Annotated in this window: 22 protein-coding genes and 1 tRNA gene; 8 read left to right on the forward strand and 15 right to left on the reverse strand. The window is 73.4% G+C overall.

All coding sequences use genetic code 11. From position 1 onward, the window contains the following. Position 1 precedes the first annotated feature (1 nt). From ACFWJB_RS01700 to pdhA, 6 genes are all read right to left on the reverse strand, one after another. A complete protein-coding gene (locus tag ACFWJB_RS01700; protein WP_386919600.1) occupies positions 2-1099 on the reverse strand; it encodes a potassium channel family protein in 1098 nt (365 codons plus the stop codon). Beyond that, positions 1096-2598: a molybdopterin molybdotransferase MoeA gene (locus ACFWJB_RS01705; protein ID WP_386919602.1), complete on the reverse strand. Its 1503-nt coding sequence runs from the start codon at positions 2596-2598 to the stop codon at positions 1096-1098. The genes ACFWJB_RS01700 and ACFWJB_RS01705 overlap by 4 nt, the downstream gene beginning before the upstream one ends. Continuing rightward, positions 2598-3545 carry an NTP transferase domain-containing protein gene (locus ACFWJB_RS01710; protein ID WP_385466826.1) on the reverse strand — a complete coding sequence of 316 codons (948 nt, stop codon included), beginning with the start codon at positions 3543-3545 and terminating at the stop codon, positions 2598-2600. Before ACFWJB_RS01710 ends, ACFWJB_RS01705 begins: the two co-directional genes overlap by 1 nt. Positions 3546-3625: 80 nt before the next feature. Beyond that, positions 3626-5041 (reverse strand): dihydrolipoamide acetyltransferase family protein, encoded by a 1416-nt coding sequence (locus tag ACFWJB_RS01715; RefSeq protein ID WP_386919605.1) that lies wholly within the window; start codon positions 5039-5041, stop codon positions 3626-3628. Beyond that, positions 5041-6045 (reverse strand): alpha-ketoacid dehydrogenase subunit beta, encoded by a 1005-nt coding sequence (locus ACFWJB_RS01720; RefSeq protein WP_385466832.1) that lies wholly within the window; start codon positions 6043-6045, stop codon positions 5041-5043. Before ACFWJB_RS01720 ends, ACFWJB_RS01715 begins: the two co-directional genes overlap by 1 nt. Beyond that, on the reverse strand, positions 6042-7196 hold the full coding sequence (pdhA, locus tag ACFWJB_RS01725; protein WP_385466835.1) for a pyruvate dehydrogenase (acetyl-transferring) E1 component subunit alpha: 1155 nt from the start codon (positions 7194-7196) through the stop codon (positions 6042-6044). The genes ACFWJB_RS01720 and pdhA overlap by 4 nt, the downstream gene beginning before the upstream one ends. Positions 7197-7385: 189 nt before the next feature. Between pdhA and ACFWJB_RS01730 the strand changes: the two genes are divergently transcribed. Beyond that, a complete protein-coding gene (locus ACFWJB_RS01730; RefSeq protein ID WP_385466903.1) occupies positions 7386-7889 on the forward strand; it encodes an Lrp/AsnC family transcriptional regulator in 504 nt (167 codons plus the stop codon). Between the two features lie 33 nt (positions 7890-7922). Here ACFWJB_RS01730 and ACFWJB_RS01735 read toward each other — a convergent pair whose 3' ends face one another. Together ACFWJB_RS01735 and ACFWJB_RS01740 are read right to left on the reverse strand one after the other, a co-directional pair. After that, on the reverse strand, positions 7923-8525 hold the full coding sequence (locus ACFWJB_RS01735; RefSeq protein ID WP_386919607.1) for a TetR/AcrR family transcriptional regulator: 603 nt from the start codon (positions 8523-8525) through the stop codon (positions 7923-7925). Next, positions 8522-10039: a 3-hydroxyacyl-CoA dehydrogenase gene (locus ACFWJB_RS01740; protein ID WP_386919609.1), complete on the reverse strand. Its 1518-nt coding sequence runs from the start codon at positions 10037-10039 to the stop codon at positions 8522-8524. The genes ACFWJB_RS01735 and ACFWJB_RS01740 overlap by 4 nt, the downstream gene beginning before the upstream one ends. A gap of 159 nt (positions 10040-10198) precedes the next feature. On the opposite strand from ACFWJB_RS01740, the gene paaN reads away from it, so the two are divergent. Further along, positions 10199-11890 carry a phenylacetic acid degradation protein PaaN gene (gene paaN, locus ACFWJB_RS01745; RefSeq protein ID WP_386919611.1) on the forward strand — a complete coding sequence of 564 codons (1692 nt, stop codon included), beginning with the start codon at positions 10199-10201 and terminating at the stop codon, positions 11888-11890. On the opposite strand, the gene ACFWJB_RS01750 is transcribed toward paaN, so the two are convergent. From ACFWJB_RS01750 to ACFWJB_RS01775, 6 genes are all read right to left on the reverse strand, one after another. Further along, on the reverse strand, positions 11887-12666 hold the full coding sequence (locus ACFWJB_RS01750) for a TrmH family RNA methyltransferase (protein WP_386919613.1): 780 nt from the start codon (positions 12664-12666) through the stop codon (positions 11887-11889). The two genes, paaN and ACFWJB_RS01750, sit on opposite strands and share 4 nt — an antisense overlap. Next, entirely contained in the window at positions 12663-13880 is a 1218-nt protein-coding gene (locus ACFWJB_RS01755) for an HTTM domain-containing protein (protein ID WP_386919615.1), read from the reverse strand. Before ACFWJB_RS01755 ends, ACFWJB_RS01750 begins: the two co-directional genes overlap by 4 nt. Further along, on the reverse strand, positions 13877-14629 hold the full coding sequence (locus tag ACFWJB_RS01760; protein ID WP_386919617.1) for a DUF5819 family protein: 753 nt from the start codon (positions 14627-14629) through the stop codon (positions 13877-13879). The genes ACFWJB_RS01755 and ACFWJB_RS01760 overlap by 4 nt, the downstream gene beginning before the upstream one ends. 194 nt (positions 14630-14823) lie before the next feature. Then, positions 14824-15153 (reverse strand): rhodanese-like domain-containing protein, encoded by a 330-nt coding sequence (locus tag ACFWJB_RS01765; RefSeq protein WP_385466906.1) that lies wholly within the window; start codon positions 15151-15153, stop codon positions 14824-14826. Positions 15154-15325: 172 nt separating this feature from the next. After that, on the reverse strand, positions 15326-16138 hold the full coding sequence (locus ACFWJB_RS01770; protein ID WP_386919619.1) for a J domain-containing protein: 813 nt from the start codon (positions 16136-16138) through the stop codon (positions 15326-15328). Between the two features lie 77 nt (positions 16139-16215). Beyond that, positions 16216-17676, reverse strand: a complete 1461-nt coding sequence (locus ACFWJB_RS01775; protein WP_385466858.1) for a DUF2252 domain-containing protein — start codon at positions 17674-17676, stop codon at positions 16216-16218. A 397-nt stretch (positions 17677-18073) separates the two neighbouring features. Between ACFWJB_RS01775 and ACFWJB_RS01780 the strand changes: the two genes are divergently transcribed. Continuing rightward, complete coding sequence (locus ACFWJB_RS01780; RefSeq protein ID WP_386919621.1) at positions 18074-18913, forward strand: carbohydrate-binding protein; 840 nt, start codon at positions 18074-18076, stop codon at positions 18911-18913. Between the two features lie 86 nt (positions 18914-18999). Here ACFWJB_RS01780 and ACFWJB_RS01785 read toward each other — a convergent pair. Further along, positions 19000-19086 (reverse strand) — tRNA-Leu (locus ACFWJB_RS01785). A gap of 492 nt (positions 19087-19578) precedes the next feature. Between ACFWJB_RS01785 and fhaA the strand changes: the two genes are divergently transcribed. The 5 genes from fhaA to ACFWJB_RS01810 all read left to right on the forward strand — a co-directional run bounded on the left by fhaA (position 19579) and on the right by ACFWJB_RS01810 (position 25599). Then, positions 19579-20457, forward strand: coding sequence for an antibiotic biosynthesis regulator FhaA (gene fhaA, locus ACFWJB_RS01790; RefSeq protein ID WP_385466863.1), 879 nt, complete (start codon positions 19579-19581; stop codon positions 20455-20457). A 10-nt stretch (positions 20458-20467) separates the two neighbouring features. Then, positions 20468-20983: an FHA domain-containing protein gene (locus tag ACFWJB_RS01795; RefSeq protein WP_385466866.1), complete on the forward strand. Its 516-nt coding sequence runs from the start codon at positions 20468-20470 to the stop codon at positions 20981-20983. 141 nt (positions 20984-21124) lie between these two features. Next, positions 21125-22669, forward strand: a complete 1545-nt coding sequence (locus ACFWJB_RS01800) for a Stp1/IreP family PP2C-type Ser/Thr phosphatase (RefSeq protein ID WP_385466869.1) — start codon at positions 21125-21127, stop codon at positions 22667-22669. A 27-nt stretch (positions 22670-22696) separates the two neighbouring features. Further along, a complete protein-coding gene (locus ACFWJB_RS01805; RefSeq protein ID WP_385466872.1) occupies positions 22697-24133 on the forward strand; it encodes an FtsW/RodA/SpoVE family cell cycle protein in 1437 nt (478 codons plus the stop codon). Next, positions 24130-25599 carry a peptidoglycan D,D-transpeptidase FtsI family protein gene (locus ACFWJB_RS01810; protein ID WP_385466875.1) on the forward strand — a complete coding sequence of 490 codons (1470 nt, stop codon included), beginning with the start codon at positions 24130-24132 and terminating at the stop codon, positions 25597-25599. The genes ACFWJB_RS01805 and ACFWJB_RS01810 overlap by 4 nt, the downstream gene beginning before the upstream one ends. Positions 25600-25613 lie beyond the last annotated feature (14 nt).

Raw genomic sequence — 25613 nt, forward strand, 5'->3', positions numbered from 1 at the left:
CTCAGTCGCGGGGCAGCGGGCGGGTGTCGGGCGCCACCTGGCTGCCCGGCGTCGCCCGGACGATGGTGATCAGGCGGTCCGTCAACTCCAGTCTGCCGACGGCCGGGTCGTCGTACCCGAGCACCCGGTGCCCGCGCAGGACGCTCACGACCAGGTCCTCCGTCTCGCGCGGGCCCTTGCCCACCTCCGCCTTTATGACGGGGCGTTCGACGAGGTCGAGCCCGCTGCCCTGGCTGATCAGGTCCTCCATCACCATGCCGGCGGCGGGGCTGAGCACCGAGAGCCCGAGCAGGCGGCCCGCCGCACTGGCACTGGTGATCACGGCGTCCGCGCCGGACTGCTTCAGCAGCGGGGCGTTCTCCTCCTCCCGCACCGCGACCACGATCTTCGCGGCGCGGTTGAGCTGGCGTGCCGTCAGCGTCACCAGGACCGCCGTGTCGTCGCGCTGGGTGGCGATGATGATCTGCTTCGCCCGGTAGACCTCGGCCCTGTTCAGGACGTCGCTGCGCGTCGCGTCGCCTATCACCCCCGCGAACCCGTGGGCCGTCGCGGCGTCGATCGCCTTACCGCTGGGGTCGACCACCACGACCTGCTCCTTCCGCAGGCCCGTCGCACACACGGTCTGGATCGCCGACCGTCCCTTCGTACCGAAGCCGACGACGACGGTGTGATCGCGCAAGGTGGACCTCCAGCGGTTCAGGCGCCACTCCTCCCGAGTGCGCTCGGTGAGGGCTTCCAGCGTGGTGCCGACCAGGATGATCAGGAACAGCACGCGCAGGGGCGTGATGACGAAGATGTTGGTCAGCCGTGCGGCGTCGCTGACCGGGGTGATGTCGCCGTACCCGGTGGTGGAGAGGGTGACGGTGGCGTAGTAGAAGGCGTCGAGGAGGTCGACGGAACCGTCCGAGTTGTCGGTGTACCCGTCGTGGTCCGCGTAGACGATCAACGCGGTCGCCAGGAGCACCACCAGCGCCAGGGACAGCCGCTTGCCGACCTGCCGGATCGGGTGCTCCACCAGCTTTCTCGGGAGTTTCACCCGATGGGTCATGAGGTGCTCGTCCGCCTGGCGGGCGATCGCGTCCTGGCCCGGAAGTTTCACGTGAAACACACTCCGATTCCGCCGGTGGCCCAGGGCAGGTCGAGCAACTCGGTCTCCTCTCGCGGCCGCACACCGCCGGGGGGTACGACGGCCAGCGCGTCGGCCGCCGCGATGCCGCGCAGCATGGCCGGGCCGTTGTAGCGCAGCGGCACGGCACTCTCGCCCCGCAGCACGACGGGGACCAGCCGGGTGTCGTGAGGGTGCCCGTGCACCGCGTCCCGCAGCGGCAGGGTGTACGGCTCCGGCGCCGGGCGGGCCGCGAGGGTGCGCAGCAGCGGCTCGGCGAGCGTGATCAGCCCCGAGACGGCGGCGAGGGGGTTGCCGGGCAGGCCGACGAGGTGCCGGTCCTCCGCGACGCGGGCCAGCAGCATCGGGTGGCCGGGGCGCACCTTCACACCGTCCACGAGCAGCTCGGCGCCGATGCGGCGCAGGACCGGGTGGACGTGGTCGACGGGGCCCGAGGCGGTGCCGCCGGTCGTCACGATCAGGTCGGCCCGGGACGTCGTGACGGCCCGGTGCAGGGCGTCGGCGTCGTCGCCGATCCGCCGGACGGTGCCGGGCTCGGCGCCCAGGGCCCGCAGCCAGGGCGGCAGCATGGGGCCGAGCGCGTCCCGGATGAGGCCGTCGTGCGGCAGGCCCTCGGTGAGCAGCTCGTCGCCGAGCACCAGGACGTCGACCCGGGGACGGGGAACGACGGACAGCGTGTCGTACCCGGCGGCCGCCGCGAGGCCCAGGACGGCCGGGGTCACGGAGGTGCCGACGGCCAGCAGCTGGTCGCCGCCGCGGCACTCCTGGCCGCGGGGCCGGATGTCCTGGCCGTGGACCGTCTCACGGGTGGGGTGCAGGCGGCCCCGCTCGTCGGTGCGGCCGTGCTCGGTACGCAGGACCGCGGTGGAGTCCAGGGGGACGCGGGCGCCGGTGGCGATGCGGACGGCCTCGCCGTCGGTGAGGGGGGCGGGCTCGGCGTGCCCGGCCAGGACGCCCTCGTCGCGCACGGTCCAGGGGCCCGGACCGGCGACCGCCCAGCCGTCCATCGCGGAGGTGTCGAAGGAGGGCAGGTCGGTGAGGGCGGTGAGGGGTGCGGCCAGGGTGAGGCCGAGCGCGGCGTCGAGCGGCACGGAGACCGCGCCGCGGCGGCCCGCGCGGGCGCCGGACCGGCCGGCGCGCTCGGCGGCCGACCGGGCCTCGGGCCAGGTACTCGCCCGGTGCGCCGCGGCCCGGCGCCCGGCGCGTGCGTCGCCGCCGGGGTGCCCTCGGTGCTCCGGGTGCTGTTCGTGGCCGGGGTGGGTCTCGTGGCCGGGGTGCGCGTCGTCGCCCTTGCGCGCGCCGTGGCCGGGGTGCGCGTCGTCGTCCCGGTACCCGCCGTGACCGGAGTGCGTGCCGGTCGCGGGGTTCCGGTCGCCGGGCGGGGGGCCGGGTTTCTCCCGCACCAGGGCGAGCGCCTCCTCGACGTGGAGGTCCTCCGCCTCCCCGTCGGCCCGTGTGCCGGGGGAGGTCATCAGGCGTCCGGGCGGGTGTCGGAAGCGGCCCCGGGGGCCTCGTCCGGCCTGGCGGCCGCGGCCTCCTCCGCCCAGCGCTGGGCGAGGGCGGCGGCCTTGCGCGCGGCGTCCGCGACGGCGTCGGCGCCTCCCCCGGCCCGTGCGGCGGCGTAGCCGACGAGGAAGGTGGTCAGCGGTGCCGCGGGCCGGGCCACACCGTGGGCGGCGTCCCGGGCGAGGTCCAGCAGGACGCGGGTGTCGACGTCCAGGTCGATGCCCAGTTCGTCCTTGGCTGCGGAGATCCATTCATCCAACACGTGCCCATGCTCCCTGATCCGTGCCCTGGCGGTGGCGATGTCGTCCCAGGTGTCGCAGTCGAACGAGGCGACGGCGTCGGGGACGCGGGTGAGACGCAGACCGTCGGTCAGCCGGCGCAGCGGCAGCCCGGTGGGGTCCTGCCGGTCGCCGGTGGCCGCGGCGATGCCACGGCGCAGCGCCGAGGCGCGGTACGCGGCGACGAGGGGCTGGTCGCGGCCGTCGGCGTCGGTGAGCAGGACGCCGTCGGCATCGCTCGCGGCGAGGGCCGCCGACAGTCTCCCGACGGTCGGTCCGGCGAGGAACGGCAGGTCGGCCGAGACCACCACGACGTGCTCCGCGGTGGTGTGCCGCAGACCGGCGGCGAGTGCGGCAAGCGGGCCGCCACCGGGCGGTTCCTCGCGGGCCCAGGTCACCGGCCGCGCGGTGGGCCGGGGATCGGCGACGACGACGGTGGTGCGGGCCCCGGCGCAGGCGGCGAGCACCCGGTCGAGCAGGGCGCGCCCGCCCACGCGCAGGCCGGGCTTGTCCGCCCCGCCGAGCCTGCGGGCGGCCCCGCCGGCGAGCACGACGGCGTCGTACACGGCAGGGGCCGTCCCCGGCGCGGGGCCGGTGCCTGCGCCGGATTCGCCCGGGGGTTCGTACGCGGTCACCCCCCGAGTATGCGTGTCCGCGCGATCACAGGGAACGCGGGGGAGCCCGCGCGGCCGGAGTGTGCGCGCGGGCACTCCCGTCACAGGGTGCGCAGCAGCACCGCCGGTTGTTCCACGCAGTCCGCGACGTACCGCAGGAAACCGCCCGCCGTTCCGCCGTCGCACACCCGGTGGTCGAAGGTGAGCGACAGCTGGACGACCTGACGGACCGCCAGCTCCCCCTGGTGCACCCAGGGCTTGGGCACGATGCGGCCGACGCCGAGCATGGCCGCCTCGGGGTGGTTGATGATCGGCGTGGAGCCGTCGACGCCGAACACGCCGTAGTTGTTCAGCGTGAAGGTGCCGCCGGTCAGGTCGCCCGGGGTCAGCCGGCCGTCCCGGGCCGCCTCGGTCAGCCGGGCGAACTCCCCGGTGAGGCTCTCGGCGTCGCGCGCGTGCGCGTCCCGGACGACCGGTACGACCAGGCCCCGGTCCGTCTGGGCGGCGAAGCCCAGGTGGACGTGGCCGAACCGGACGATCTCCCTGGCCTCCGTGTCGACCGTGGAGTTCAGCTCGGGGAAGCGGGCGAGCGCCGCGGTGCAGATCCGGGCCAGCAGGGCGACCAGGGAGATCTTCGGGCCGCCCGCCGCGTTCATCGCGGTGCGGGCCCGCATCAGCTCCGTCGCGTCCGCGTCCACCCAGCAGGTCGCGTCCGGTATCTCGCGCCGGCTGCGGGAGAGCTTGTCGGCGACGGCTCCCCGGACTCCCTTGAGGGGAGTGCGGACCTCGGCGGGCGCCCCTCCCACGAGGGCGGGGGCCGGTGCCTGCGGCAGCCCGGCCGCGTGCGCGGCCGCCTCGGTGCCCGGGGCTTCCGCACGGCCGCCCCGCGCCGCGGCGGCACGCAGCGCGTACTCCACGTCCGCCCGCAGGATCAGCCCCTCGGGGCCGGAGCCGGTCAGCTCGCGCAGATCCAGATCGTTCTGCCGGGCCAGCCTGCGCACCAGCGGGGAGATGACGGGGACGGGGCCGTCCGCCGGCTCGGCGGTGCGCGCCCGGCCGTTGACCCGCGCGGGCTCCGCCGGAGCGGCGGGCGCCGTCCGCTGCGGCCGCACCCGGCGCCGCCGCGCGGGCGCCTCGGACGTGCCGTAACCCACCAGGACGTTGCCCGAGCCCTTCGCCTCACCGGCGCCCTCGGCACCGGCGCCCGCGTCCCGCGCCGGCCGCCCACCGGCGGGCGCGGCGGAAGCGGAGAGGTCGGCGGTTTCGGCGGGTTCGCCCACCGCCACCGTCAGCAGCGGCGCCCCGACGGGCAGCTCCGCACCCTCCTCGCCGAAGCGGGCGGTGACCACACCGCCGTACGGGCAGGGCACCTCGACCATCGCCTTGGCCGTCTCGACCTCGACGACCGGCTGGTCGACGGCGACCACGTCACCGACCTCGACCATCCAGCGCACGATCTCCGCCTCGGTGAGCCCCTCACCGAGATCGGGGAGCTTGAACTCCAGCACCTGTGCCATCAGCTTTCGGCCTCCCACTGCAGGCGCCCCACGGCGTCCAGGATCCGGTCCACACCGGGCAGGTGGTGACGCTCCAGCATCGGCGGCGGATACGGGACGTCGAACCCGGCCACCCGCAGCACCGGCGCCTCCAGGTGGTGGAAGCAGCGCTCCGTGACCCGGGCCGCGATCTCCCCGCCCGGCCCCCCGAAGGAGCCCGACTCGTGGACGACGACCGCGCGTCCCGTCCGCCGCACCGAGGCGCACACCGTCTCGTCGTCGAACGGCACCAGGGAGCGCAGATCGACGACCTCGAGGTCCCAGCCCTCGGCCCGGGCCGCCTCGGCCGCCTCCATGCAGACCACCAGCGACGGCCCGTACGTGATGAGCGTGGCGCTCCGGCCCGGGCGCCGCACCACCGCGCGGCCTATGGGCTCGACGGGCGTCGGCTCCTCCGGGTTCCAGGAGTCCTTCGACCAGTACAGCCGCTTGGGCTCGAGGAAGACCACCGGGTCGTCGGAGGCGATGGCCTCCCGCAGCAGTCCGTAGGCGTCGGCGACGGTCGCGGGCGTGACGACATGGAGCCCCGGAGTCGCCATGTAGTACGCCTCGGACGAGTCGCTGTGGTGCTCGACGCCGCCGATGCCGCCGCCGTAGGGGACGCGGATGGTCAGCGGCAGGGGCATCTTGCCGCGCGTGCGGTTGCGCATCTTGGCGACGTGGCTGACGACCTGCTCGAACGCCGGGTAGGCGAAGGCGTCGAACTGCATCTCCACGACCGGGCGCAGCCCGTACATCGCCATGCCGACCGCGGTGCCGAGGATGCCGGCCTCGGCGAGCGGGGTGTCCGTGCAGCGGTCCTCGCCGAACTCCTCGGCCAGTCCGTCGGTGACCCGGAAGACACCGCCGAGGGTGCCCACGTCCTCGCCCAGGACGTGCACGCCCGGGTCGGCGGCCATGGCGTCGCGCAGCGCCCGCGTGAGCGCCTGCGCCATGGTGGCCGGCTTGACGGCGACGGTGGTCATCGGTGTGTCCCTTCCGGTCCTGGTCCGGCCTCGGCCTCCGCCGCGAGCTCCGCCCGCAGCAGGTCCCGCTGCTCGCGCAGCTGGGGGGTGGGCTCGGCGTACACGTGCGCGAAGAGGTCCATCGGGTCGAGCTCCGCGTCCTGGTTCATGCGCGCGCGCAGGTCGGCGGCCATGGTCTCGGCGTCCTCGCGGACGGCGCGGATGCCGTCCTCGTCGAGCAGGCCGCTCGAGGTCAGCTCGCGCTCCAGCAGCTCGACGGGATCGTGCCGGCGCCAGGTCTCGACCTCGTCGTCGCCCCGGTAGCGCGTCGCGTCGTCGGCGTTGGTGTGCGCGTCCACGCGGTACGTCACCGCCTCCACCAGCGTCGGGCCGCCGCCCTCGCGCGCGCGGCGCACGGCGTCGGACAGGACCTCGTGGACGGCGGCCGCGTCGTTGCCGTCGACCAGGCGGCCCGGCATCCCGTAGCCGACGGCCTTGTGGGCCAGCGACGGGGCGGCGGTCTGCTTGGCGAGCGGGACGGAGATCGCGAAGCCGTTGTTCTGCACGAAGAAGACGACCGGTGCCTGCCAGACGGCGGCGAAGTTGAGCGCCTCGTGGAAGTCGCCCTCGCTGGTGCCGCCGTCGCCGACCATGGCCAGCGCGACCACGTCGTCGCCCTTGAGGCGGGCGGCGTGCGCGAGGCCGACGGCGTGCGGCAGCTGGGTGGCGAGCGGGGTGGACAGCGGGGCGACCCGGTGCTCGTAGGGGTCGTAGCCGGTGTGCCAGTCACCGCGCAGCAGGGTGAGGGCCTCGACGGGGTCGACTCCGCGGGCGACGACGGCGAGCGTGTCGCGGTAGCTCGGGAAGAGCCAGTCGCGCTCCTCGAGCACCAGCGCGGCGGCCACCTCGCACGCCTCCTGACCGGTGCTGGACGGGTAGACCGCGAGCCTGCCCTGCTTGGTCAGGGCCGTGGCCTGCACGTTGTACCGCCGGCCGCTCACCAGGCGGGCGTACAGCGTGCGCAGCAGCTCGGGGTCCAGCTGCTCGGCGGCCTTCGTGCCGAGGACGCGGTACGGCTCCGCGTCGGGCAGCAGCGGCGCGGGGTCGGTACGGGGCTGCCAGGCGGGCGGCGGTGTGGGCCGGTACGCGCCCCGCTGCTCCATGACCGTCATGACGGCACCTCCTCGTGGGAGCGGCTTCTGGCTCGCCACGGGTGTGACGGGCCTCACCTACCGATTGTTCGGTCGTCGGCACATTTTGGCTACAGGCACCCCCAGGCTGTGGACAAACGGTTCTCCACAGCCTGAGATGTACGCAGTACGTCCATGGTAGGAAGGCGGGGGCGCATGGCATCTGAACAAATGGCCGAACGCCCGGGGGAGGCCGGCGGCCCGGACGACGCCGGCGCCCCGCCGCCCCCGCGCCCGCTGGACGCGATCGACCAGGACATCCTGCGCATGCTCCAGGCGGACGGCCGCGCCTCGATCCGGTCGGTCGCCGAGCGGGTGCACGTCTCGCGGGCGAACGCCTACGCGCGCATCAACCGGCTCGTCGAGGACGGCGTCATACGCGGCTTCGGCGCCCGCGTCGACCACGAACGCGCGGGGCACGGCACCTCGGCGTACATCACGCTGAAGATCGTCCAGAACTCCTGGCGCACGGTCCGCGCCCAGCTCAGACAGCTCCCCGGGGCCTCCCACATCGCCCTGCTGGGCGGCGACTTCGACGTCCTGCTCCTGGTGCACACGCCCGACAACCGGGCGCTGCGGGAGCTGGTCCTCACCCGCCTCCAGGCCATCCCGGAGGTGCTCAGCACCCGCACGCTGCTGGTGTTCGAGACGGAGGACCTGGAGCCGCACGGCTGATCCCCGGCGGCACGGAGCCCGCGCCGGGCCGGCTCAGGAGGTCCCGCGCAGCCCCGCGAACACCAACCGCGCCACCGCGTCCACCACTTCGCGCTCGCCCGAGCCGCCACGGCCGTCGGGACCCTCCGGGCGGTACCACTCGACGATCGAGTTGATCATGCCGAAGACCAGCCGCGTCGCGAGCCGCACCTCCACGTCCGCGCGCACCTCGCCCTCGGCCGCCGCCGCCCTGAGCAGCTCGGCGACCCGGTGGTCGAACTCGCGCCGCCGCTCCAGCGCCCAGCGCTCGGTGCCGGTGTTGCCGCGCACCCTCAGCAGCAGCGTCACGTACGGCAGTTCGGCCATGAGCACCTCGACCATGCGCCGCACGACGTACTCCAGCCGTTCCGCGGCGGTCCCCTCGCGCGCGTGCTCCTCGTCGAGGATGCCGAACAGCTCGTCCAGGGCCCGGCTCACGGCCCGGCGCAGGAGTTCCTCCTTGCCCGTGACGTGGTGGTAGATCGAGGACTTGGAGATGCCCGCCGCCTTGGAGAGGTGCTCCATGGAGGTGCCGTCGTAGCCGCGCTCGATGAAGACCTGCACGGCGACGGACAGCAGCGTCTCGGGCGTGTACGTGTCGCGCCTGGCGGTGGTCATGAGGAACTGCCCTCCTGCTTGCCGGCGGCGTACGCGTGGCGGTAGAGCGCCAGGGAGGGAGCGTAGCGGCCCGTGGGCGCGCACTCGTGCAGATTGTCGAGGACCGCGCGGGCCCAGTCGCCGCCCAGACGACGGCTCCATTCCAGCGGGCCCAGCGGGTAGTTGACGCCGAGCCGCATCGCGGTGTCGACGTCCTCCTCGGTGGCCACCCCCTTGGCGACCGCCTCGATCGCCAGGTCGACGATCCGCGCCACCGTGCGGGCGACGATCATGCCGGGGACGTCCCCGATGACGCTGACCTTCTTGCCGAGCGCCTGGAACAGGCCGGTGGCCTGGGCGAGGGTGTGCGGGGAGGTGCTCTGCGCGGCGGACAGGGCGATGCGGGAGGCCCTGCGGTAGTCCAGGGCGAGGTCGAAGTAGACGACGTCCCGGAACTCCACCGACGTCTGGCCGTCGGCAAGCACGAGCTGGCCGCCGCTGGGCAGGACGAGCCGCGTGCCGTTGTCCTCGTCCTCCCGGCGGACCTCGATGCCCGCCTCGCCGATCATCGCGACCAGCTCGGCGGCCGGCGCCAGGTCGCCCTCGACCACGACGTACGCGGGCGGCTCGGCCGGCTCGGCGGTGTGCGGCTCGGGCCGCTCCGCCCCGTCCCGGTAGTCGTACCAGCCCTGCCCGCTCTTGCGGCCGAGGCGGCCGGACTCGACCAGGCGGCGCTGGGCGAGCGACGGCGTGAAACGCACGTCCTGGAAGAACGCCTGCCACACGGAGTGCGTGACGGACTCGTTGACGTCCTGCCCGATGAGGTCGGTCAGCTCGAAGGCGCCCATCCGGAAACCGCCCGACTCGCGCAGCACGGCGTCGATGGTGGCCGGGTCGGCGCCCTGGTCCTCGTGGACCGCGAAGGCCTCGGCGTAGAAGGGCCGGGCGATGCGGTTGACGATGAAGCCGGGGGTGTCCGCGCAGGCCACCGGGGTCTTGCCCCAGGCGCGCGCCGTCTCGTACGCGCGCGTGGCCGACGTGACGTCGGTGGCGGACCCGGAGACGACCTCCACCAGCGGCAGGAGCGGCGCCGGGTTGAAGAAGTGCAGTCCGACGAGGCGGCCGGGGACGCGCAGCGCGCCGCCGATGGCGGTGACGGAGAGGGAGGAGGTGTTGGTGGCGAGCAGGCAGTCGTCGGCGACGACGTCCTCCAGCGCGCGGAACAGCTCCTGCTTGACGTCCAGCCGCTCCAGGACCGCCTCGGCGACCAGGGCGCAGTCGGCGAGCTCGCCGAGGGTCCCGGCGGGCGTCAGCCGGGCGCGGGCCGCGTCGCGGTCGGCGGCGGTGAGGCGCTCCTTCTCGACGAGTCGGTCGAGCCGGGCGACGATCGCGTCGGCCACCTCGCGGGCCCGCCCGGGAGCCGCGTCGTACAGCCGTACGGGGTGGCCCGCGACCAGCGCCACCTGGGCGATGCCCTGGCCCATGGTGCCGGTGCCGACGACGGCCACGGGGCTGCTGAGGTCGAGTGCTGTCATGTGCGCGATCCTCCCGCACCGGGTTTTCCACAGATGCGCCGGTCCCCCTTGTCCCGACCGATCGTTCGGTTACTCTAGCCGTGTCCGCCTGTTTCTGCCCAGGTTTCCCCCCAGGTCACGACTCGACGGAGAGCTCGTGAGACGAGGAGTTGGTCCCGCATGGCCGCCGAACTCACCGCGCACCAGCTGATCGACCGGCACCGGCCGACACTGGACCAGGCGCTGGAGACGATCCGCACCCGCGCGTACTGGTCCCCGCACCCCGAGCACCCCAAGGCCTACGGGGAGAACGGCAGCCTGGACATGGCCGCGGGCAAGGCCGCCTTCGACGCCCTGCTCGGCACCCGCCTCGACCTCGGCCAGCCCGGCACCGACGACTGGGTCGGCGGCGAGGTCTCCCCGTACGGCATCGAGCTCGGCGTGGAGTACCCGCACGCGGACCTCGACGTGCTGCTGCCCGCCATGAAGGCCGGCCAGAAGGCGTGGCGCGACGCGGGCGCGGAGCTGCGCGCGACGGTCTGCCTGGAGATCCTCGCCCGCATCGCCGACCGGACGATGGAGTTCGCCCAGGCGGTCATGCACACCTCGGGACAGGCTTTCATGATGGCCTTCCAGGCGGGCGGCCCGCACGCACAGGACCGCGGCCTGGAGGCGGTGGCCTACGCGTACGTGGAGCAGGTCCGCACCCCCGACACGGCGGAGTGGACCAAGCCGCAGGGCAAGCGCGACCCGCTGGCGCTGACCAAGCAGTTCACGCCGGTCCCGCGCGGCATCGGCCTGGTCATCGGCTGCAACACCTTCCCGACCTGGAACGGCTACCCGGGCCTGTTCGCCTCCCTCGCCACCGGCAACGCGGTCCTGGTCAAGCCCCACCCGCGCGCGGTGCTGCCGCTCGCCCTCACCGTCCAGGTCGCCCGCGACGTCCTCACCGAGGCCGGCTTCGACCCCAACCTGGTCGCGCTGGCCGCCGAGCGCCCCGGCGAGGGCATCGCCAAGACGCTGGCGACCCGCCCCGAGATCCGGATCATCGACTACACCGGCTCGACCTCCTTCGGCGACTGGCTGGAGGCCAACGCCCGCCAGGCCCAGGTCTTCACCGAGAAGGCCGGCGTCAACACGGTGATCGTCGAGTCGACCGACGACTACCGGGGGATGCTCTCCAACCTGGCCTTCTCGCTGTCCCTCTACAGCGGCCAGATGTGCACCACCCCGCAGAACCTGCTGATCCCCCGCGACGGCATCCGCACCGACCAGGGCGACAAGTCCTACGACGAGGTCACCGCCGACCTGGCGCGCGCCGTCGACGGCCTCCTCGGCGACGATGCCCGGGCGAACGCCCTGCTCGGCGCGATCGTCAACCCGGACGTCAGGGCCCGCCTGGAGGCCGCCGCCGGCCTCGGCGAGGTCGCCCTCGCCTCCCGCGAGGTGACCAACCCGGACTTCCCGGACGCGGTCGTGCGCACCCCGGTGATCGTCAAGCTGGACGGCGCCAAGCCCGACGACGAGGCCGCCTACACCAGCGAGTGCTTCGGCCCCGTCTCCTTCGCCGTCGCCGTCGACTCCGCCACGCACGCCGTGGACCTGCTGCGCCACAGCGTCCGGGAGAAGGGCGCGATGACCGTCGGCGCCTACACGACCGACCCGGAGGTCGAGCAGGCCGTGCAGGAGGTCTGCCTGGAGGAGGCGGCCCAGCTGTCCCTCAACCTCACCGGCGGGGTGTACGTCAACCAGACGGCCGCCTTCTCCGACTTCCACGGCTCCGGCGGCAACCCGGCGGCCAACGCGGCCCTGTGCGACGGCGCGTTCGTCGCCAACCGCTTCCGGGTGGTGGAGGTCCGGCGCCCGGCCTAGGACATCCGCGGCGCGCCCCCGCCGGCGCTCCAGTGGTACAGCGTCATGGCCACGCTGGTCGCGAGGTTGTAGCTGGAGACCTGGGGGCGCATCGGCAGCGCCACCAGGTGGTCGGCCCGCGCGCGCAGCTCCCCCGACAGCCCGCTGCGCTCGGACCCGAAGGCGAGCAGCGCGTCGTCGGGCAGCTCCAGCCCGCGGATGTCCTCGCCCTCCGGGTCCAGCGCGAAGACCGGCCCGGGCGGCAGCAGCGCCACGTCCAGCCGCTCCACGGTGGTCGCGAAGTGCAGCCCCGCGCCGCCGCGCACCACCGTGGGGTGCCACGGGTCGAGCGGACCCGTGGTGACCACGCCGGTCGCCCCGAAGCCGGCGGCCAGCCGGATCACCGCGCCCGCGTTGCCGAGGTTGCGCGGCTGGTCGAGGACCACGACGGGGCTGGTGCGGGGCGTGTGCGCCAGCGTCCGCAGCCCGGCCTCGCGCGAGGGCCGCACGGCCAGGGCGGCCACCGCGGTGGGGTGCGGACGCGGGACGAGGGACGTGTACGCCGCGTGCGGCACCTCGCTCAGCAGCCCGTCCAGCACGTCCCGGACGTCCGGCGCCAGCTCGCCGGCGAGGCCGAGGGCGCCCGCGCGGTCGCTGGTGACGGCCACCGGGACGTCGGCCCCGAAGCGCAGCGCGTGCTTGAGGGCGTGGAACCCGTCGAGCAGCACGCACGTATCGGCGTGCCCGCGCCAGACGGTCAGGGCGTCGGGGCGGGGCCCGGGGCCGGGGTCGGTCATGCCGTGAAGCCTACGTGCGCCTGCTCGGCGTCCTCCCGGCCGGCACGGGGCGGCGGCACCGTCCCCCGGCCGTCCCCGCGCCGCACCAGGCGGTCCCGGGCGCGTGCCGCCCAGCCGCCCAGCCGGCGCAGGAACGAGGTCGGCAGGAACACCGCGTCGGCGGCGATCATCGCCAGCGAGAAGAACGGCAGCCCGAGCACCACGGCGATCACCGCGTGCTCGGTGATCATGGCGAACAGCAGCACGTTCTTGACCCGCCGGTTGAACAGCGTGAACGGGAAGGCGACCTGCACCGCCACCGTGCCGTACGTGATGAGCATGACCATCGTGCCGTTGGCCGCCAGCGCTTCGGACAGGCCGGGCCAGGGCGAGAAGTAGTCGAGGTGAAGGGGGTAGTGGACGGCGGTGCCGTCCTGCCAGCGCGAGCCCTGGATCTTGTACCAGCCGGCGGTCGCGTAGATCAAGCAGGCCTCCGCCATGATCACCAGCAGGGCCCCGTTGTGCACGATGTCGGCGACTACGTCGAGCAGGATCCGCGGCTCGCCGCTCCTGGCCCACCGCCCCACGGCCCACCACAGGCCCTGCGCCGACCACACCGTCCACAGCAGCGCCGGGACGAACGGGTCGCCGTCGAGCCGGCCCGCCAGCGTCACCACGAGCAGTGAGAACCCGAACGCCGCCCACAGAGCGGGCCCGGTCCGGTCGGCGACGCGCTCACCGCGCGCGCGTGCCCCGGCCGCGCGCCGCGCCCGGCGCGCGTCCAGCGACCACACCTGGCCGCAGCGGGTGAGGACCAGGTAGATGCTCATCAGGTGCAGGACGTTGTCGCCGCCGTCCCCCATGAAGATGCTGCGGTTCTGCAGCGACAGCACGCCGACCATGAAGAGCACCGACACGGTCCTCGTCCGCCACCCCAGCAGCAACAGCACGCTGCTCAGGAGGGACAGCGCGTAGACGGCCTCGAACCAGCCCGCGCCGTCCCACCACATCAGCGCCGTGAACGCGCCGTTGTCGGAGATCAGCTGCTCGGCGAGCCCGTGGCTCCAGGGCCCGTCGGGGCCGTACAGCTCGTGGCGGTGGGGGAACTCGCGCAGCAGGAACAGCAGCCAGGTCGCACTGAACCCGATGCGGATCACGGCGGTCTGGTACGGGCCGAGCGCGGACCCGGTGACGCGGGCGATGCCGCGCGAGACCGCCAGGACGAGGCCGTTCACGCGAGGCCGCCTTCCGCCTCGCCGGCGGGCACCCGCCACCAGGGCAGCTCCCGGTACACCGGCCGGTCGGAGACCTTCTCACCGCTCCAGTCGGGCGGCGGCACGTCGGTCGTCCGGGAGCGGTACTGAACGCGCCGGACGGCGCCGCCCGGTCCGGCGGCGTCGTTCCGGTCGAGGCGCAGCACCGCGACACGGCGCAGGTAGGACTCGGACAGGGTGCCCCGCAGGCCCACCGGGCGGTTGTCGGAGTCGTGGGTGGCGACGTAGAAGTCGAAGGCCCGGCGCAGCTCGTTCTGCTGGGTGTGGCTCGGCAGCGGATTGCCGTCGATGGCCCGGCCGTCCTCCGCGGACAGGTCGTACCACCCGGTGGTCCGTATCCCGCCGTCCGCCGTGGCCACCTCGGCGCGGACCTGGACGGAGATGTTCTGCTGGAGCGGGTTGGGCGCGAAGAGCTTCCAGTTCTGCTCGAACTCCGGGTAGATCCACGCGTCGACCACGGAGCCGTGCTTCGTGGACAGGGTGTTCGCCGGGGCGACGTGCAGGAACGTCAGTCCGATGTGGGCGCAGACGGCGGCCGCGACGACGGCGAGCGCGAGCACGGCACCTGCCTGGTAGCGCGGGGAGAGCGCGGCGACCCCCGTACGGGGAGGCCCGTCGGACGGCCCGGCACCCGGGGCGGACGGGCCGGCGGACCGGTCCGGCCCGTCCGGCTCCCGCCGGGCGTCCGAGCCTGTGTCGTGCGCGTCCATTCCGCCCCGTTCCCCGGTCCGTCTCTCCGCCCGCCCTGCCGCGGGGGCGCCGCGTGACACCACCGGTGCGCAGGCTGCACGGCGCCCGAACGGGAACGGTACTCAGGACGGCCCCCCGGCACAGCCCCCGGCGGCCCGGCGGCGCAGTGGCCGTCACCACACCGCGCCGTGGGCCGTCGCCCCGTGCCGGACCGCTAGAGGACGTGCCCCGGCTCGCCCTTCCCGTCCACGACGGGCCGGCCGGCGGCGGCCCACACCTGCATGCCGCCGTCGACGTTCACGGCGTCGATGCCCTGCTGGACCAGGTACATGGTGACCTGGGCCGAGCGGCCGCCGGAACGGCAGATCACGTGGACCCGGCCGTCCCCGGGCGCCGCCTCGGTCAGCTCGCCGTAGCGGGCGACGAACTCGCTGATGGGAATGTGCAGGGCCCCGGCGGCGTGACCCGCCTGCCACTCGTCGTCCTCACGGACGTCCAGCAGGAAGTCGCCGTCCTTGAGGTCCGTGACCTCGACCGTGGGCACACCAGCTCCAAAACTCATGTCCCCGACGCTACCCGACACGACGCCCCGCCCGGCCGGCCCGCGGGGCCCGCGCCGCGCGGAGGCGGCGGGCCGCGGCGACGGCCGGCACGGGTCGTCGTCCCCCACCGCACCACGCCGCGGCGCCCCGGCGGCCGGCGGGAGCGGCCCGGGACTACTGCCCCAGCAGCCCCGCCAGCTCGGCCTCCCGCTCGCCCACCTGGGCCGCCAGCTTCTCGGCGATCTCCTCCAGCAGGCGGTCGGGGTCGTCCGGGGCCAGCCTGAGCATGGCGCCGATCGCGCTCTCCTCCAGCTCCTTGGCGAGCACGGTGAGCAGCTCCTTGCGCCGGTCGAGCCACTCGAGGCGCACGTACAGCTCCTCGCCGCGGCTCGGCCGCCGCTCGGGCACCGGGCCCGCGGCCCACTCCTCGGCCAGCGCCCGCAGCTCGGCCTCGTCGCCCCGGGCGTAGGCGGCGTTGACCCGGGTGATGAACTCCTCGCGCCGGGCCCGCTCGGCGTCCTCCTGTGCCAGATCGGGATGGGCCTTGCGGGCCAGCTCGCGATAGAGCCTGCGGGCCTCCTCGCCCGGCCGGACCCGCTTCGGCGGACGCACCGCCTGGCCGGTGAGCATCGCCGTGGCCTCCGGGAACAGGCCGTCCCCGTCCATCCAGCCGTGCAGCAGCTCCTCGACCCCGGGGATCGGCATCAGCCGGGCCCGCGCCTCGTCGGCCCGGCGCCGGTCCTCGGCGTCGCCGCTGCGGGCCGCCCTGGCCTCCAGGATCTGCGCCTCCAGCTCCTCGAGCCGCGCGTACACCGGGCCGAGCCGCTGTTCGTGCAGCCGCGAGAAGTTCTCGACCTCCACGCGGAAGGTCTCCAGGGCGATCTCGTACTCGATGAGCGCCTGCTCGGCGGCCCGTACGGCCCGCTCCAGCCGCTCCTCGGGCCGTGGGGCACCGCCCTGCTCGGGCTCAGCTTCCGGGGTCGTCACCCGACCAGCCTAGGCCACGCACCGCCCGCCACCACCGGCGTGCCCGCAGTCCCCGCCCGCGGCGGCGGACCGAGGCGTCACACGCCGGTCTCCGCGGCGATCCGGCCCGCCCGCACCGCGGCGAGCAGCTCGGCGTGGTCCGCCTCGGTGCGGTCGGCGTAGGCCAGGGCGAAGGCGGCCACCGCCTCGTCCAGCTCCTCGTTCTTGCCGCAGTAGCCGGCGACCAGGCGCGGGTCGGCGCTGTGCGCGTGGGCGCGGGCCAGCAGGGCGCCGGTCATGCGGCCGTAGTCGTCGAGCTGGTCGGCGGCCAGGGCGGCGGGATCGACGCTGCCCTTGCGGTTGCGGAACTGCCGCACCTGGAAGGGCCGCCCGTCGACCGTGGTCCAGCCCAGCAGGATGTCGCTGACCACCTGCATGCGCTTCTGTCCCAGCACCACGCGGCGACCCTCGTGCGCGACCTCGGGGACGTCGAAACCGACGGCCGCCAGATGGGGCTCCAGCACCGAGGGCCGGGCCTCCTTCACCTGGAGCACGAGCGGCTCGCCCCGGTGGTCCAGCAGCAGCACGACGTACGACCGCGTGCCCACGCTGCCCGTGCCGACGACGCGGAAGGCGACGTCGTGCACGGCGTACCGGGCGAGCAGCGGCAGCCGGTCCTCGGACAGCGTGGCGAGGTAGGGCTCCAGGGAGGCCGCGACCGCCGCCGCCTCCCGGTCCGGCACCCGGCGCAGCACCGGTGCCGCGTCGACGAAGCGGCGTCCGCCGTCCTCGGTGGCCTCGGTCGACCTGGCCGCGAAACGGCCGCTGGTGTTGGCCCGTGCCTTCTCGCTCACCCGCTCCAGCGTGCCGAGCAGATCGTGGGCGTCGGTGTGGGAGACGAGCTCCTCGTCGGCGATGGCGTTCCAGGCGTCCAGCGCGGGCAGCCGGGCCAGCAGCCGCATGGTGCGCCGGTAGGCGCCGGCCGCGTCGTGGGCCGCCTCCCGGCACGTGTCCTCGTCGGCCCCGGCCTCCCGGCCCGCGAGCACCAGGGAGGCGGCGAGCCGCTTGAGGTCCCACTCCCAGGGGCCGTGGACCGTCTCGTCGAAGTCGTTCAGGTCGATCACCAGGCCACCGCGGGCGTCGCCGTACAGACCGAAGTTGCCCGCGTGCGCGTCGCCGCAGATCTGGGCGCCGATGCCCGTCACGGGCGTGCGCGCCAGGTCGTACGCCATCAGGCCCGCCGAGCCGCGCAGGAAGGCGAACGGCGTGGCCGCCATCCGCCCGGTCCGTATCGGGGTGAGCCCCGGGATGCGGCCCCGGTGGGACTCCTCGACCGCGCTCACAGCGTCCGGCCGGGCCCCGTCCGGGTCGAAGGCGGCGTGCGCGGACCGCGGCACGCGCCCGCGCAGCGCCTTGCCCTCCGCCTTGGGAGAGCCGTCCGCGGGCCACCGCGCGAACCCCGGCACACCCGGCACCCGGGCCGCCGCCGCCCCGTCGTCCGTCGCACCGGCCGCGCCCGCGGCCTCCCCGGTGTGCTTCCCCGCCATCGCCTCGGCCATCCGACCGTCCTCCCCGACTCCCGTACCCGACCCGCGCGCGGCCCGGCGCACCACGGCGTACCCGCCCCGCGCGCCCCGCCACCCGTGCGCCCGCCGCCGGCCGCCCGCACTCACCGGGCACACCCGCCGCCGGGGGGCGCGCCCCGACCGTACAGCCGCCCGCACCGCCCGTACACGGCCGCCGCGCCCCCCTCCCCATAACGCCGGGCAGGGGGCGGAACGGGAGGTCCCCGCAGCCCGCCGGAGCGCCGTACGGTTTCGGCGATCAACCACTGGAACGCGTCCCCCGGAGCACCCTGCCCGCCCCGCACCCCGGGGGACGCGCTCCGCGTCGTGCACGTCCGCCCATCGCCTTCCCCAGGGGCTGCCCCCCACCGAGGAGACCGAGGAGCCCGCCATGACACCCACCCCCGACGAAGCCGGCACCGAGCCGGGCATCAGCCGCAAGACCCTGCTCAGGGCGGCCGTCGCCGCCGGCGCCGCCGTGCCGCTGCTGGCCGGCGGCGCCGTCGCCCTCGCCCGGGACTCCGCGCGCACCCCGGGCACGACCCTGGCACCGACACCCTTCTGCGACGACGGCGACGACCCCACGCCCGACCAGATCGAGGGCCCCTACTTCAAGCCGAGCTCCCCGCTGCGCACCGACCTGACCACCGTGGGCACCGCCGGCACCCGGCTGACCGTCCGCGGCTACGTCTTCGGCCGCAACTGCGTCCCCCTGTCCGGCGTCCTGCTCGACTTCTGGCAGGCCGACCAGGCGGGCGCCTACGACATGGCCGGATACACACTGCGCGGCCACCAGTTCACCGACTCCACCGGCGCCTTCACCCTGCGCACGATCGTGCCCGGCCTCTACCCGGGCCGTACCCGGCACATCCACGTCAAGGCCCAGGCCCCCGGTGAACCCGTGCTGACCACCCAGCTGTACTTCCCCGGCGAACCGCGCAACAACACCGACACGATCTTCGACCCGGCGCTGCTGATGAACGTCCGCGACGCGGGCGGCGGCAAGGAGGCCACCTTCGACTTCGTGCTGAACGTGGACGGCGGTCCCGGCCCGGGCACCCCCACCGACCCGCCCACCGACCCGCCCGGCGGCACCTGGGCCCCCGGCCGCGCCTACCGCGCCGGCGACCGCGTGACGTACGGCTCCGGCGCCTACCGCTGCCTCCAGGCCCACACGTCGATGACCGGCTGGGAGCCGCCCAACGTCCCCGCCCTGTGGGGCCGGGCGTGATCCCACCCGCGTGAGACCTTCCTCACAGCGCGCCGCGCCCGACAACGCGGAAGCCCCCCAGGTCCGAGACCTGGGGGGCTTCCGTCTGGTGCGCGAGGGGGGAGTTGAACCCCCACGCCCTTGCGGGCACTGGAACCTGAATCCAGCGCGTCTGCCTATTCCGCCACCCGCGCATTGGGTGTGTCCTCCGGCCCCGTTCCTTTCGGCCCGGCGCCTTCCGACACCCAGAACATTAGCACGCTGTACGGGGCCGATTCACATCCCTTGTTCGCGAGCGAACGGACCCTCCAGGGAGCGGCCGGGCACTCGTACCGGCCCGTGTCCGTTCACGTATCAACCTCGTACCGGTCCCCGCCGTCTCCCCAGGAGCCGGTAGGGGTCCGCGGTCAGGTGCGGGACACTGGTCCACGGCCGCCTCTACGATCCTGGGCATGAGTACCTGCGGGAGCACGCTTCGCAAGGCCGGGGGAGTTCGAAGAGGTGCCACAGCGGGAACTCCGAAGGGCGTCGACACCCGTCGACGGGGCCGACAGGGGGAACCAGCCGATCGACCGGCGCGTGGATACGATCAGTAAGCAGTACCAGGTGGACAGTGCGCGGACACGCGGCACGACGAGCAGTACGCAGGGCAGTGGACAGGACGGCAGCGACGGAGGAGGTGCCCCATGGGAGTCCTGAAGAAGTTCGAGCAGCGTCTCGAAGGTCTGGTCAACGGCACCTTCGCGAAGGTGTTCAAGTCCGAGGTGCAGCCCGTGGAGATCGCGGGAGCGCTCCAGCGCGAATGCGACAACAACGCGACCATCTGGAACCGCGACCGCACGGTCGTGCCCAATGACTTCATCGTGGAGCTGAGCACGCCCGACTTCGAGCGCCTCAGCCCCTACTCCGGCCAGCTCGGCGACGAGCTCGCCGGGATGGTGCGCGACTACGCCAAGCAGCAGCGCTACACCTTCATGGGACCGATCAAGGTCCACCTGGAGAAGGCGGATGACCTCGACACCGGCCTGTACCGGGTCCGCAGCCGTACGCTCGCCTCCTCCAGCAGCCAGCAGGGAGGCCCGGGCCCCGCGGGACCCGCCGCGCCCCCCGCTCCCTCCGGACGCCCCGGCGCCCCGGGCGGTGGCTACGGCTACCCGCCCGCCGCTCCCGCCGGCGCCCCGCCCATGCCGGCCGCTCCGCCTCCCGGCGGACGCCCCGGCGGCTACGGCTACCCGCAGCCCGCGGGCGGCCAGCACCCCCCGGCCGCACCCGCGCCGGGCACCCGCACCCGCCACTGGATCGAGATCAACGGCAACCGCCATCAGATCTCCCGCGCGACCCTCGTGCTCGGACGCAGCACCGAGGCCGACGTGCGGATCGACGACCCCGGCGTCTCCCGCCGGCACTGCGAGATCCGGACCGGAACGCCCTCGACGATCCAGGATCTCGGGTCCACCAACGGCATCGTGGTGGACGGGCAGCACACCACCCGCGCTACGCTCCGCGACGGCTCGCGGATCGTCGTGGGCAGCACCACCGTTATCTATAGGCAAGCCGAAGGGTGATCCGGGGGCAATGTCAGAGCTGACCCTCACGGTCATGCGGCTGGGTTTCCTGGCCGTACTGTGGCTGTTCGTGATCGTGGCCGTGCAGGTCATCCGCAGCGACCTGTTCGGTACGCGGGTCACCCAGCGCGGATCGCGGCGCGAATCCGCACGACCGCAGCAGGCCGCGCGCCAGGGCCAGGCGCCTCCACCGCAGCGCCAGCAGCCGAGCGGCGGCCGCGGCCGCCGCAACGCTCCCACCAAACTCGTGGTGACGGAGGGCACCCTCACCGGCACCACCGTTGCCCTCCAGGGCCAGACCATCACGCTCGGCCGGGCACACGACTCGACGATCGTGCTGGACGACGACTACGCCTCCAGCCGCCATGCCAGGATCTATCCGGACCGCGACGGCCAGTGGATCGTCGAGGACCTGGGCTCCACCAACGGCACCTACCTGGACCGGTCCCGGCTGACGTCCCCCACCCCCATCGGCCCGGGGGCGCCGATCCGCATCGGCAAGACCGTCATCGAGCTGCGGAAGTAGTGCTACACCAATGATTGAGCGCGAGCGGAGCGAGCACGCAACGGCGGCCGGCACCCCCGGCCCCGGCGCGCTCCCGACCGGAGGGTGGGCAGTGTGGCTCGACACGACCGGCTGTACCCGGAGCCGACGGGCGAGGTGCGCATGAGTCTGTCACTGCGCTTCGCCGCCGGGTCGCACAAGGGCATGATCCGGGAGGGCAACGAGGACTCCGGTTACGCCGGCCCCCGCCTGCTCGCCATCGCCGACGGCATGGGCGGCCAGGCCGCCGGTGAGGTCGCCTCCTCCGAGGTGATCTCCACCATCGTCGCCCTCGACGACGACGTGCCCGGCTCGGACATCCTGACCTCCCTGGGCACCGCCGTGCAGCGCGCCAACGACCAGCTGCGGCACATGGTCGAGGAGGACCCCGCCCTCGAGGGCATGGGCACCACCCTCACCGCCCTGCTCTGGACCGGCCAGCGCCTCGGCCTCGTCCACGTCGGCGACTCCCGCGCCTACCTCCTGCGCGACGGCGTCCTCACCCAGATCACCCAGGACCACACCTGGGTGCAGCGCCTGGTCGACGAGGGACGCATCACCGAGGAGGAGGCCGGCACCCACCCGCAGCGCTCCCTGCTGATGCGGGCCCTCGGCAGCGGCGACCACGTCGAGCCCGACCTGTCGATCCGCGAGGTGCGGGCCGGCGACCGGTACCTCATCTGCTCCGACGGACTCTCCGGCGTCGTCTCGCACCAGACGCTCGAGGACACCCTCGCCAGCTACCAGGGCCCCCAGGAGACGGTGCAGGAGCTGATCCAGCTCGCGCTGCGCGGCGGCGGCCCCGACAACATCACCGTCATCGTCGCCGACGTCCTGGACCTCGACACCGGCGACACCCTCGCCGGCCAGCTCTCCGACACGCCCGTCGTCGTCGGCGCCGTCGCCGAGAACCAGGCCCAGTTCGGCGACAACGGCATCATGCAGACCCCGGCCGGCCGGGCCGCCGGCCTCGGCCGCCAGGGCGGCGGCCGGCACGGCGGGGGCGAGTTCGGCCCGCCCGGCAGCGGCGACACCACCGGCTACATCCCGGCCGGCGGCTTCGACGACTACGGCGACGACGACTTCGTCAAACCCCGCAAGAACCGCAAGTGGCTCAAGCGGTCCTTCTACACCGTGCTCGCCCTCGCCGTCGTCGGCGGCGGCCTCTACGGCGGCTGGCGCTGGACGCAGACCCAGTACTACGTCGGCATCAACAACGACCACGTCGCCCTGTACCGGGGCATCAGCCAGGACCTGGCCTGGGTCTCGCTCTCCGAGGTCCAGAAGGACCACCCCGAGATCGAACTCAAGTACCTGCCGCCCTACCAGCAGAAGCTCGTCGAGTCGACCATCGCCGAAGGCGACCTGAACGACGCCCGGGCGAAGATCGAAGAGCTGTCGGTCCAGGCCTCCGCCTGCCGGAAGCAGGCCGAACGGCGGGCCGCGGACAGCGAGAACGCGAAGACGGGCGAGGGCGAGGCCGGGGGCACCACGGGAACCACTCCCGCCTCCTTCACGTCCAAGGCCACACCGACGCCCAGCGCGTCGGCGCCGTCCAAGACGCCCGAATCGTCACCGTCCCCGTCCACGACCGCACCCACTACCAGCCCCGGCCCCAGCCTCTCGGAGGAGGAGCAGAAGGTCGTCTCGCTGTGCGGTAAGCAGTAGGCAAGCCGTGAGAGGCCCCGTCACACGATGAGCAGTACTTCCAACTCGCCGACGCACCACACGTCCACGATCGGCGCCATCGGCGCGCCCAGCCGCCGCAACACCGAGCTGGCCCTGCTGGTGTTCGCCGTCGTCATCCCGGTCTTCGCCTACGCCAACGTGGGCCTGGCCATCAACGACGAGGTACCCGCCGGACTGCTGAGCTACGGCCTCGGCCTCGGCCTCCTGGCCGGCGTCGGTCACCTGGTCGTGCGCAAGTTCGCGCCCTACGCGGACCCCCTGCTGCTGCCGCTGGCCACGCTGCTCAACGGCCTCGGCCTGGTCGCCATCTGGCGCCTGGACCAGTCCGAACTGCTCCAGAACATCAAGCAGGCCGGCACCGCCGCACCCCGCCAGCTGATGTACACCGCGATGGGCATCGCCCTGTTCGTCGCCGTGATGATCTTCCTCAAGGACCACCGCGTCCTGCAGCGCTACACCTACATCTCGATGGTCGGCGCCCTGTTCCTCCTGCTGCTCCCGCTGGTCCCGGGCCTCGGCAAGAACATCTACGGCGCCAAGATCTGGATCCAGATCGGCTCCTTCTCCATCCAGCCCGGTGAGTTCGCCAAGATCGTCCTGGCGATCTTCTTCGCCGGCTACCTGATGGTGAAGCGCGACGCCCTCGCCCTGGCCAGCCGCCGCTTCATGGGCCTCTACCTGCCGCGCGGCCGCGACCTCGGCCCCATCCTGGTCGTCTGGATCGTCTCGATCCTCATCCTCGTCTTCGAGACCGACCTCGGCACCTCGCTGCTGTTCTTCGGCATGTTCGTGATCATGCTGTACGTCGCCACCGAGCGGACCAGCTGGATCGTCTTCGGTCTGCTGATGTCCGCCGTCGGCGCCGTCGGCGTCGCCACCTTCGAACCGCACATCCAGCAGCGCGTCGACGCCTGGCTCGACCCGATGAAGGAGTACACGCTCTCCCGCGCGGGCAGCGTCGGCCACTCCGAGCAGGCCATGCAGGCCCTGTGGGCCTTCGGCTCCGGCGGCACCCTCGGCACCGGCTGGGGCCAGGGCCACTCCGAGCTGATCCGCTTCGCCGCCAACTCCGACTTCATCCTCGCCACCTTCGGCGAGGAGCTCGGCCTGGCCGGCCTGATGGCCCTGCTCCTGCTCTACGCACTCATCGTGGAGCGCGGCGTGCGCACCGCCCTGGCCGCCCGCGACCCGTTCGGCAAGCTGCTCGCCATCGGCCTGTCCGGTGCCTTCGCGCTCCAGGTGTTCGTCGTGGCGGGCGGTGTGATGGGCCTCATCCCGCTCACCGGTATGACGATGCCGTTCCTGGCCTACGGAGGTTCGTCCGTCATCGCCAACTGGGCGCTGATCGGCATCCTGCTGCGCATCAGCGACACCGCCCGCAGGCCCGCCCCCGCGCCCGCCGCCAACCCCGACGCCGAGATGACCCAGGTGGTCCGACCGTGAACAAGCCCCTGCGCCGCATCGCGATCTTCTGCGGACTCCTGGTCCTCACCCTGCTCATCCGCGACAACTGGCTCCAGTACGTCCAGGCCGACGAACTGAAGAACGACGAGGACAACCGCCGCGTCGCCATCGAGCGCTACGCCACCCCGCGCGGCGACATCATCGTCGACGGCAAGGCCATCACCGGACACGCCACCACCGAGGGCGACTTCAAGTACAAGCGCACCTACAAGGACGGCGCCATGTGGGCGCCCGTCACCGGTTACGTCTCCCAGGCCTACGGCGCCACCCAGCTCGAGAACATCGACGACGGCATCCTCACCGGCAACGACGACCGGCTCTTCTTCCGCAACACCCTCGACATGCTCACCGGCAAGAAGCGCGAGGGCGGCAACGTCGTCACCACGCTCAACACCGCCGCGCAGAAGGCCGCCTACGAGGGCCTGAAGAAGCAGGGCGCCAAGGGCGCCGTCGCCGCCATCGAGCCCTCCACCGGCAAGATCCTGGCCCTGGCCTCGTACCCCTCGTACGACCCCTCGACGATCGCCGGCGGCAGCGACGCCGACGGCAAGGCCTGGAACAAGATCATCGAGAAGAACAACCCCGACAAGCCGATGCTCAACCGCGCCCTGCGCGAGGTCTACCCGCCCGGCTCGACCTTCAAGGTCGTCACCGCCGCGGCGGCGCTGGAGCACGGCAAGTACACCTCGGCCGACGAGAAGACCGACTCGCCGCTGCCGTGGACCATGCCCGGAACCAGCACCCCGCTGAACAACGAGGGCGACCTGCCCTGCGAGAACGCCACCCTCCGCGAGGCCCTGCGCGTCTCCTGCAACACCGTCTTCGGCAAGATCGGCTACGACCTCGGCAACGACAAGATGCTCGAGACGGCCAAGAAGTTCGGCTTCACCGAGGAGCAGTTCGTCCCCGTCCGCTCCAGCGCGTCGGTCTTCTCCGAGGACATGAACGACTCGCAGGTCGCGCTCTCCTCCATCGGCCAGTTCAACACCGCCGCCACCCCGCTGCAGATGGCCATGGTCACCTCGGCCATCGCCAACAACGGCACCCTGATGAAGCCGTACATGGTGGACGAGCTCCAGGCGCCCAACCTCGACACCATCGAGAAGACGGACCCGCAGGAGATGAGCAAGCCGCTGTCCGCGGAGAACGCCCAGATCCTGCAGTCGATGATGGAGACCGTCGTCAAGGACGGCACGGGAACCAACGCGCAGATCGACGGCGTCACCGTAGGCGGCAAGACCGGTACCGCGCAGCACGGTGTCGAGAACAGCGAGAACCCGTACGCCTGGTTCATCTCGTACGCCAAGACCGACGGCGGTTCGCCGGTCGCCGTGGCCGTGGTGATCGAGGACGAGAACGCCAGCCGCGACGACATCTCCGGCGGCGGTCTCGCGGCCCCCATCGCGAAGAACGTGATGGAGGCCGTCATCAACAGCAAGAAGTGACCAAGCGCTGAACG

The organism is Streptomyces sp. NPDC127100 (assembly GCF_042724095.1).
Taxonomy (GTDB): Bacteria; Actinomycetota; Actinomycetes; order Streptomycetales; family Streptomycetaceae; genus Streptomyces.

Excerpts from the sequence above, each read along its gene's own strand:
- paaN (WP_386919611.1), top strand. The coding sequence starts at position 10,199 with ATGGCCGCCGAACTCACCGCGCACCAGCTGATCGACCGGCACCGGCCG.
- ACFWJB_RS01735 (WP_386919607.1), bottom strand. The coding sequence starts at position 8,525 with ATGACCACCGCCAGGCGCGACACGTACACGCCCGAGACGCTGCTGTCC.
- ACFWJB_RS01800 (WP_385466869.1), top strand. The coding sequence starts at position 21,125 with ATGAGTCTGTCACTGCGCTTCGCCGCCGGGTCGCACAAGGGCATGATC.
- ACFWJB_RS01705 (WP_386919602.1), bottom strand. The coding sequence starts at position 2,598 with ATGACCTCCCCCGGCACACGGGCCGACGGGGAGGCGGAGGACCTCCAC.
- ACFWJB_RS01775 (WP_385466858.1), bottom strand. The coding sequence starts at position 17,676 with ATGGCCGAGGCGATGGCGGGGAAGCACACCGGGGAGGCCGCGGGCGCG.
- ACFWJB_RS01780 (WP_386919621.1), top strand. The coding sequence starts at position 18,074 with ATGACACCCACCCCCGACGAAGCCGGCACCGAGCCGGGCATCAGCCGC.
- ACFWJB_RS01805 (WP_385466872.1), top strand. The coding sequence starts at position 22,697 with ATGAGCAGTACTTCCAACTCGCCGACGCACCACACGTCCACGATCGGC.
- ACFWJB_RS01750 (WP_386919613.1), bottom strand. The coding sequence starts at position 12,666 with ATGACCGACCCCGGCCCCGGGCCCCGCCCCGACGCCCTGACCGTCTGG.
- ACFWJB_RS01760 (WP_386919617.1), bottom strand. The coding sequence starts at position 14,629 with ATGGACGCGCACGACACAGGCTCGGACGCCCGGCGGGAGCCGGACGGG.
- pdhA (WP_385466835.1), bottom strand. The coding sequence starts at position 7,196 with ATGACGGTCATGGAGCAGCGGGGCGCGTACCGGCCCACACCGCCGCCC.
- ACFWJB_RS01795 (WP_385466866.1), top strand. The coding sequence starts at position 20,468 with ATGTCAGAGCTGACCCTCACGGTCATGCGGCTGGGTTTCCTGGCCGTA.
- ACFWJB_RS01730 (WP_385466903.1), top strand. The coding sequence starts at position 7,386 with ATGGCCGAACGCCCGGGGGAGGCCGGCGGCCCGGACGACGCCGGCGCC.
- ACFWJB_RS01740 (WP_386919609.1), bottom strand. The coding sequence starts at position 10,039 with ATGACAGCACTCGACCTCAGCAGCCCCGTGGCCGTCGTCGGCACCGGC.
- fhaA (WP_385466863.1), top strand. The coding sequence starts at position 19,579 with ATGGGAGTCCTGAAGAAGTTCGAGCAGCGTCTCGAAGGTCTGGTCAAC.
- ACFWJB_RS01715 (WP_386919605.1), bottom strand. The coding sequence starts at position 5,041 with ATGGCACAGGTGCTGGAGTTCAAGCTCCCCGATCTCGGTGAGGGGCTC.
- ACFWJB_RS01720 (WP_385466832.1), bottom strand. The coding sequence starts at position 6,045 with ATGACCACCGTCGCCGTCAAGCCGGCCACCATGGCGCAGGCGCTCACG.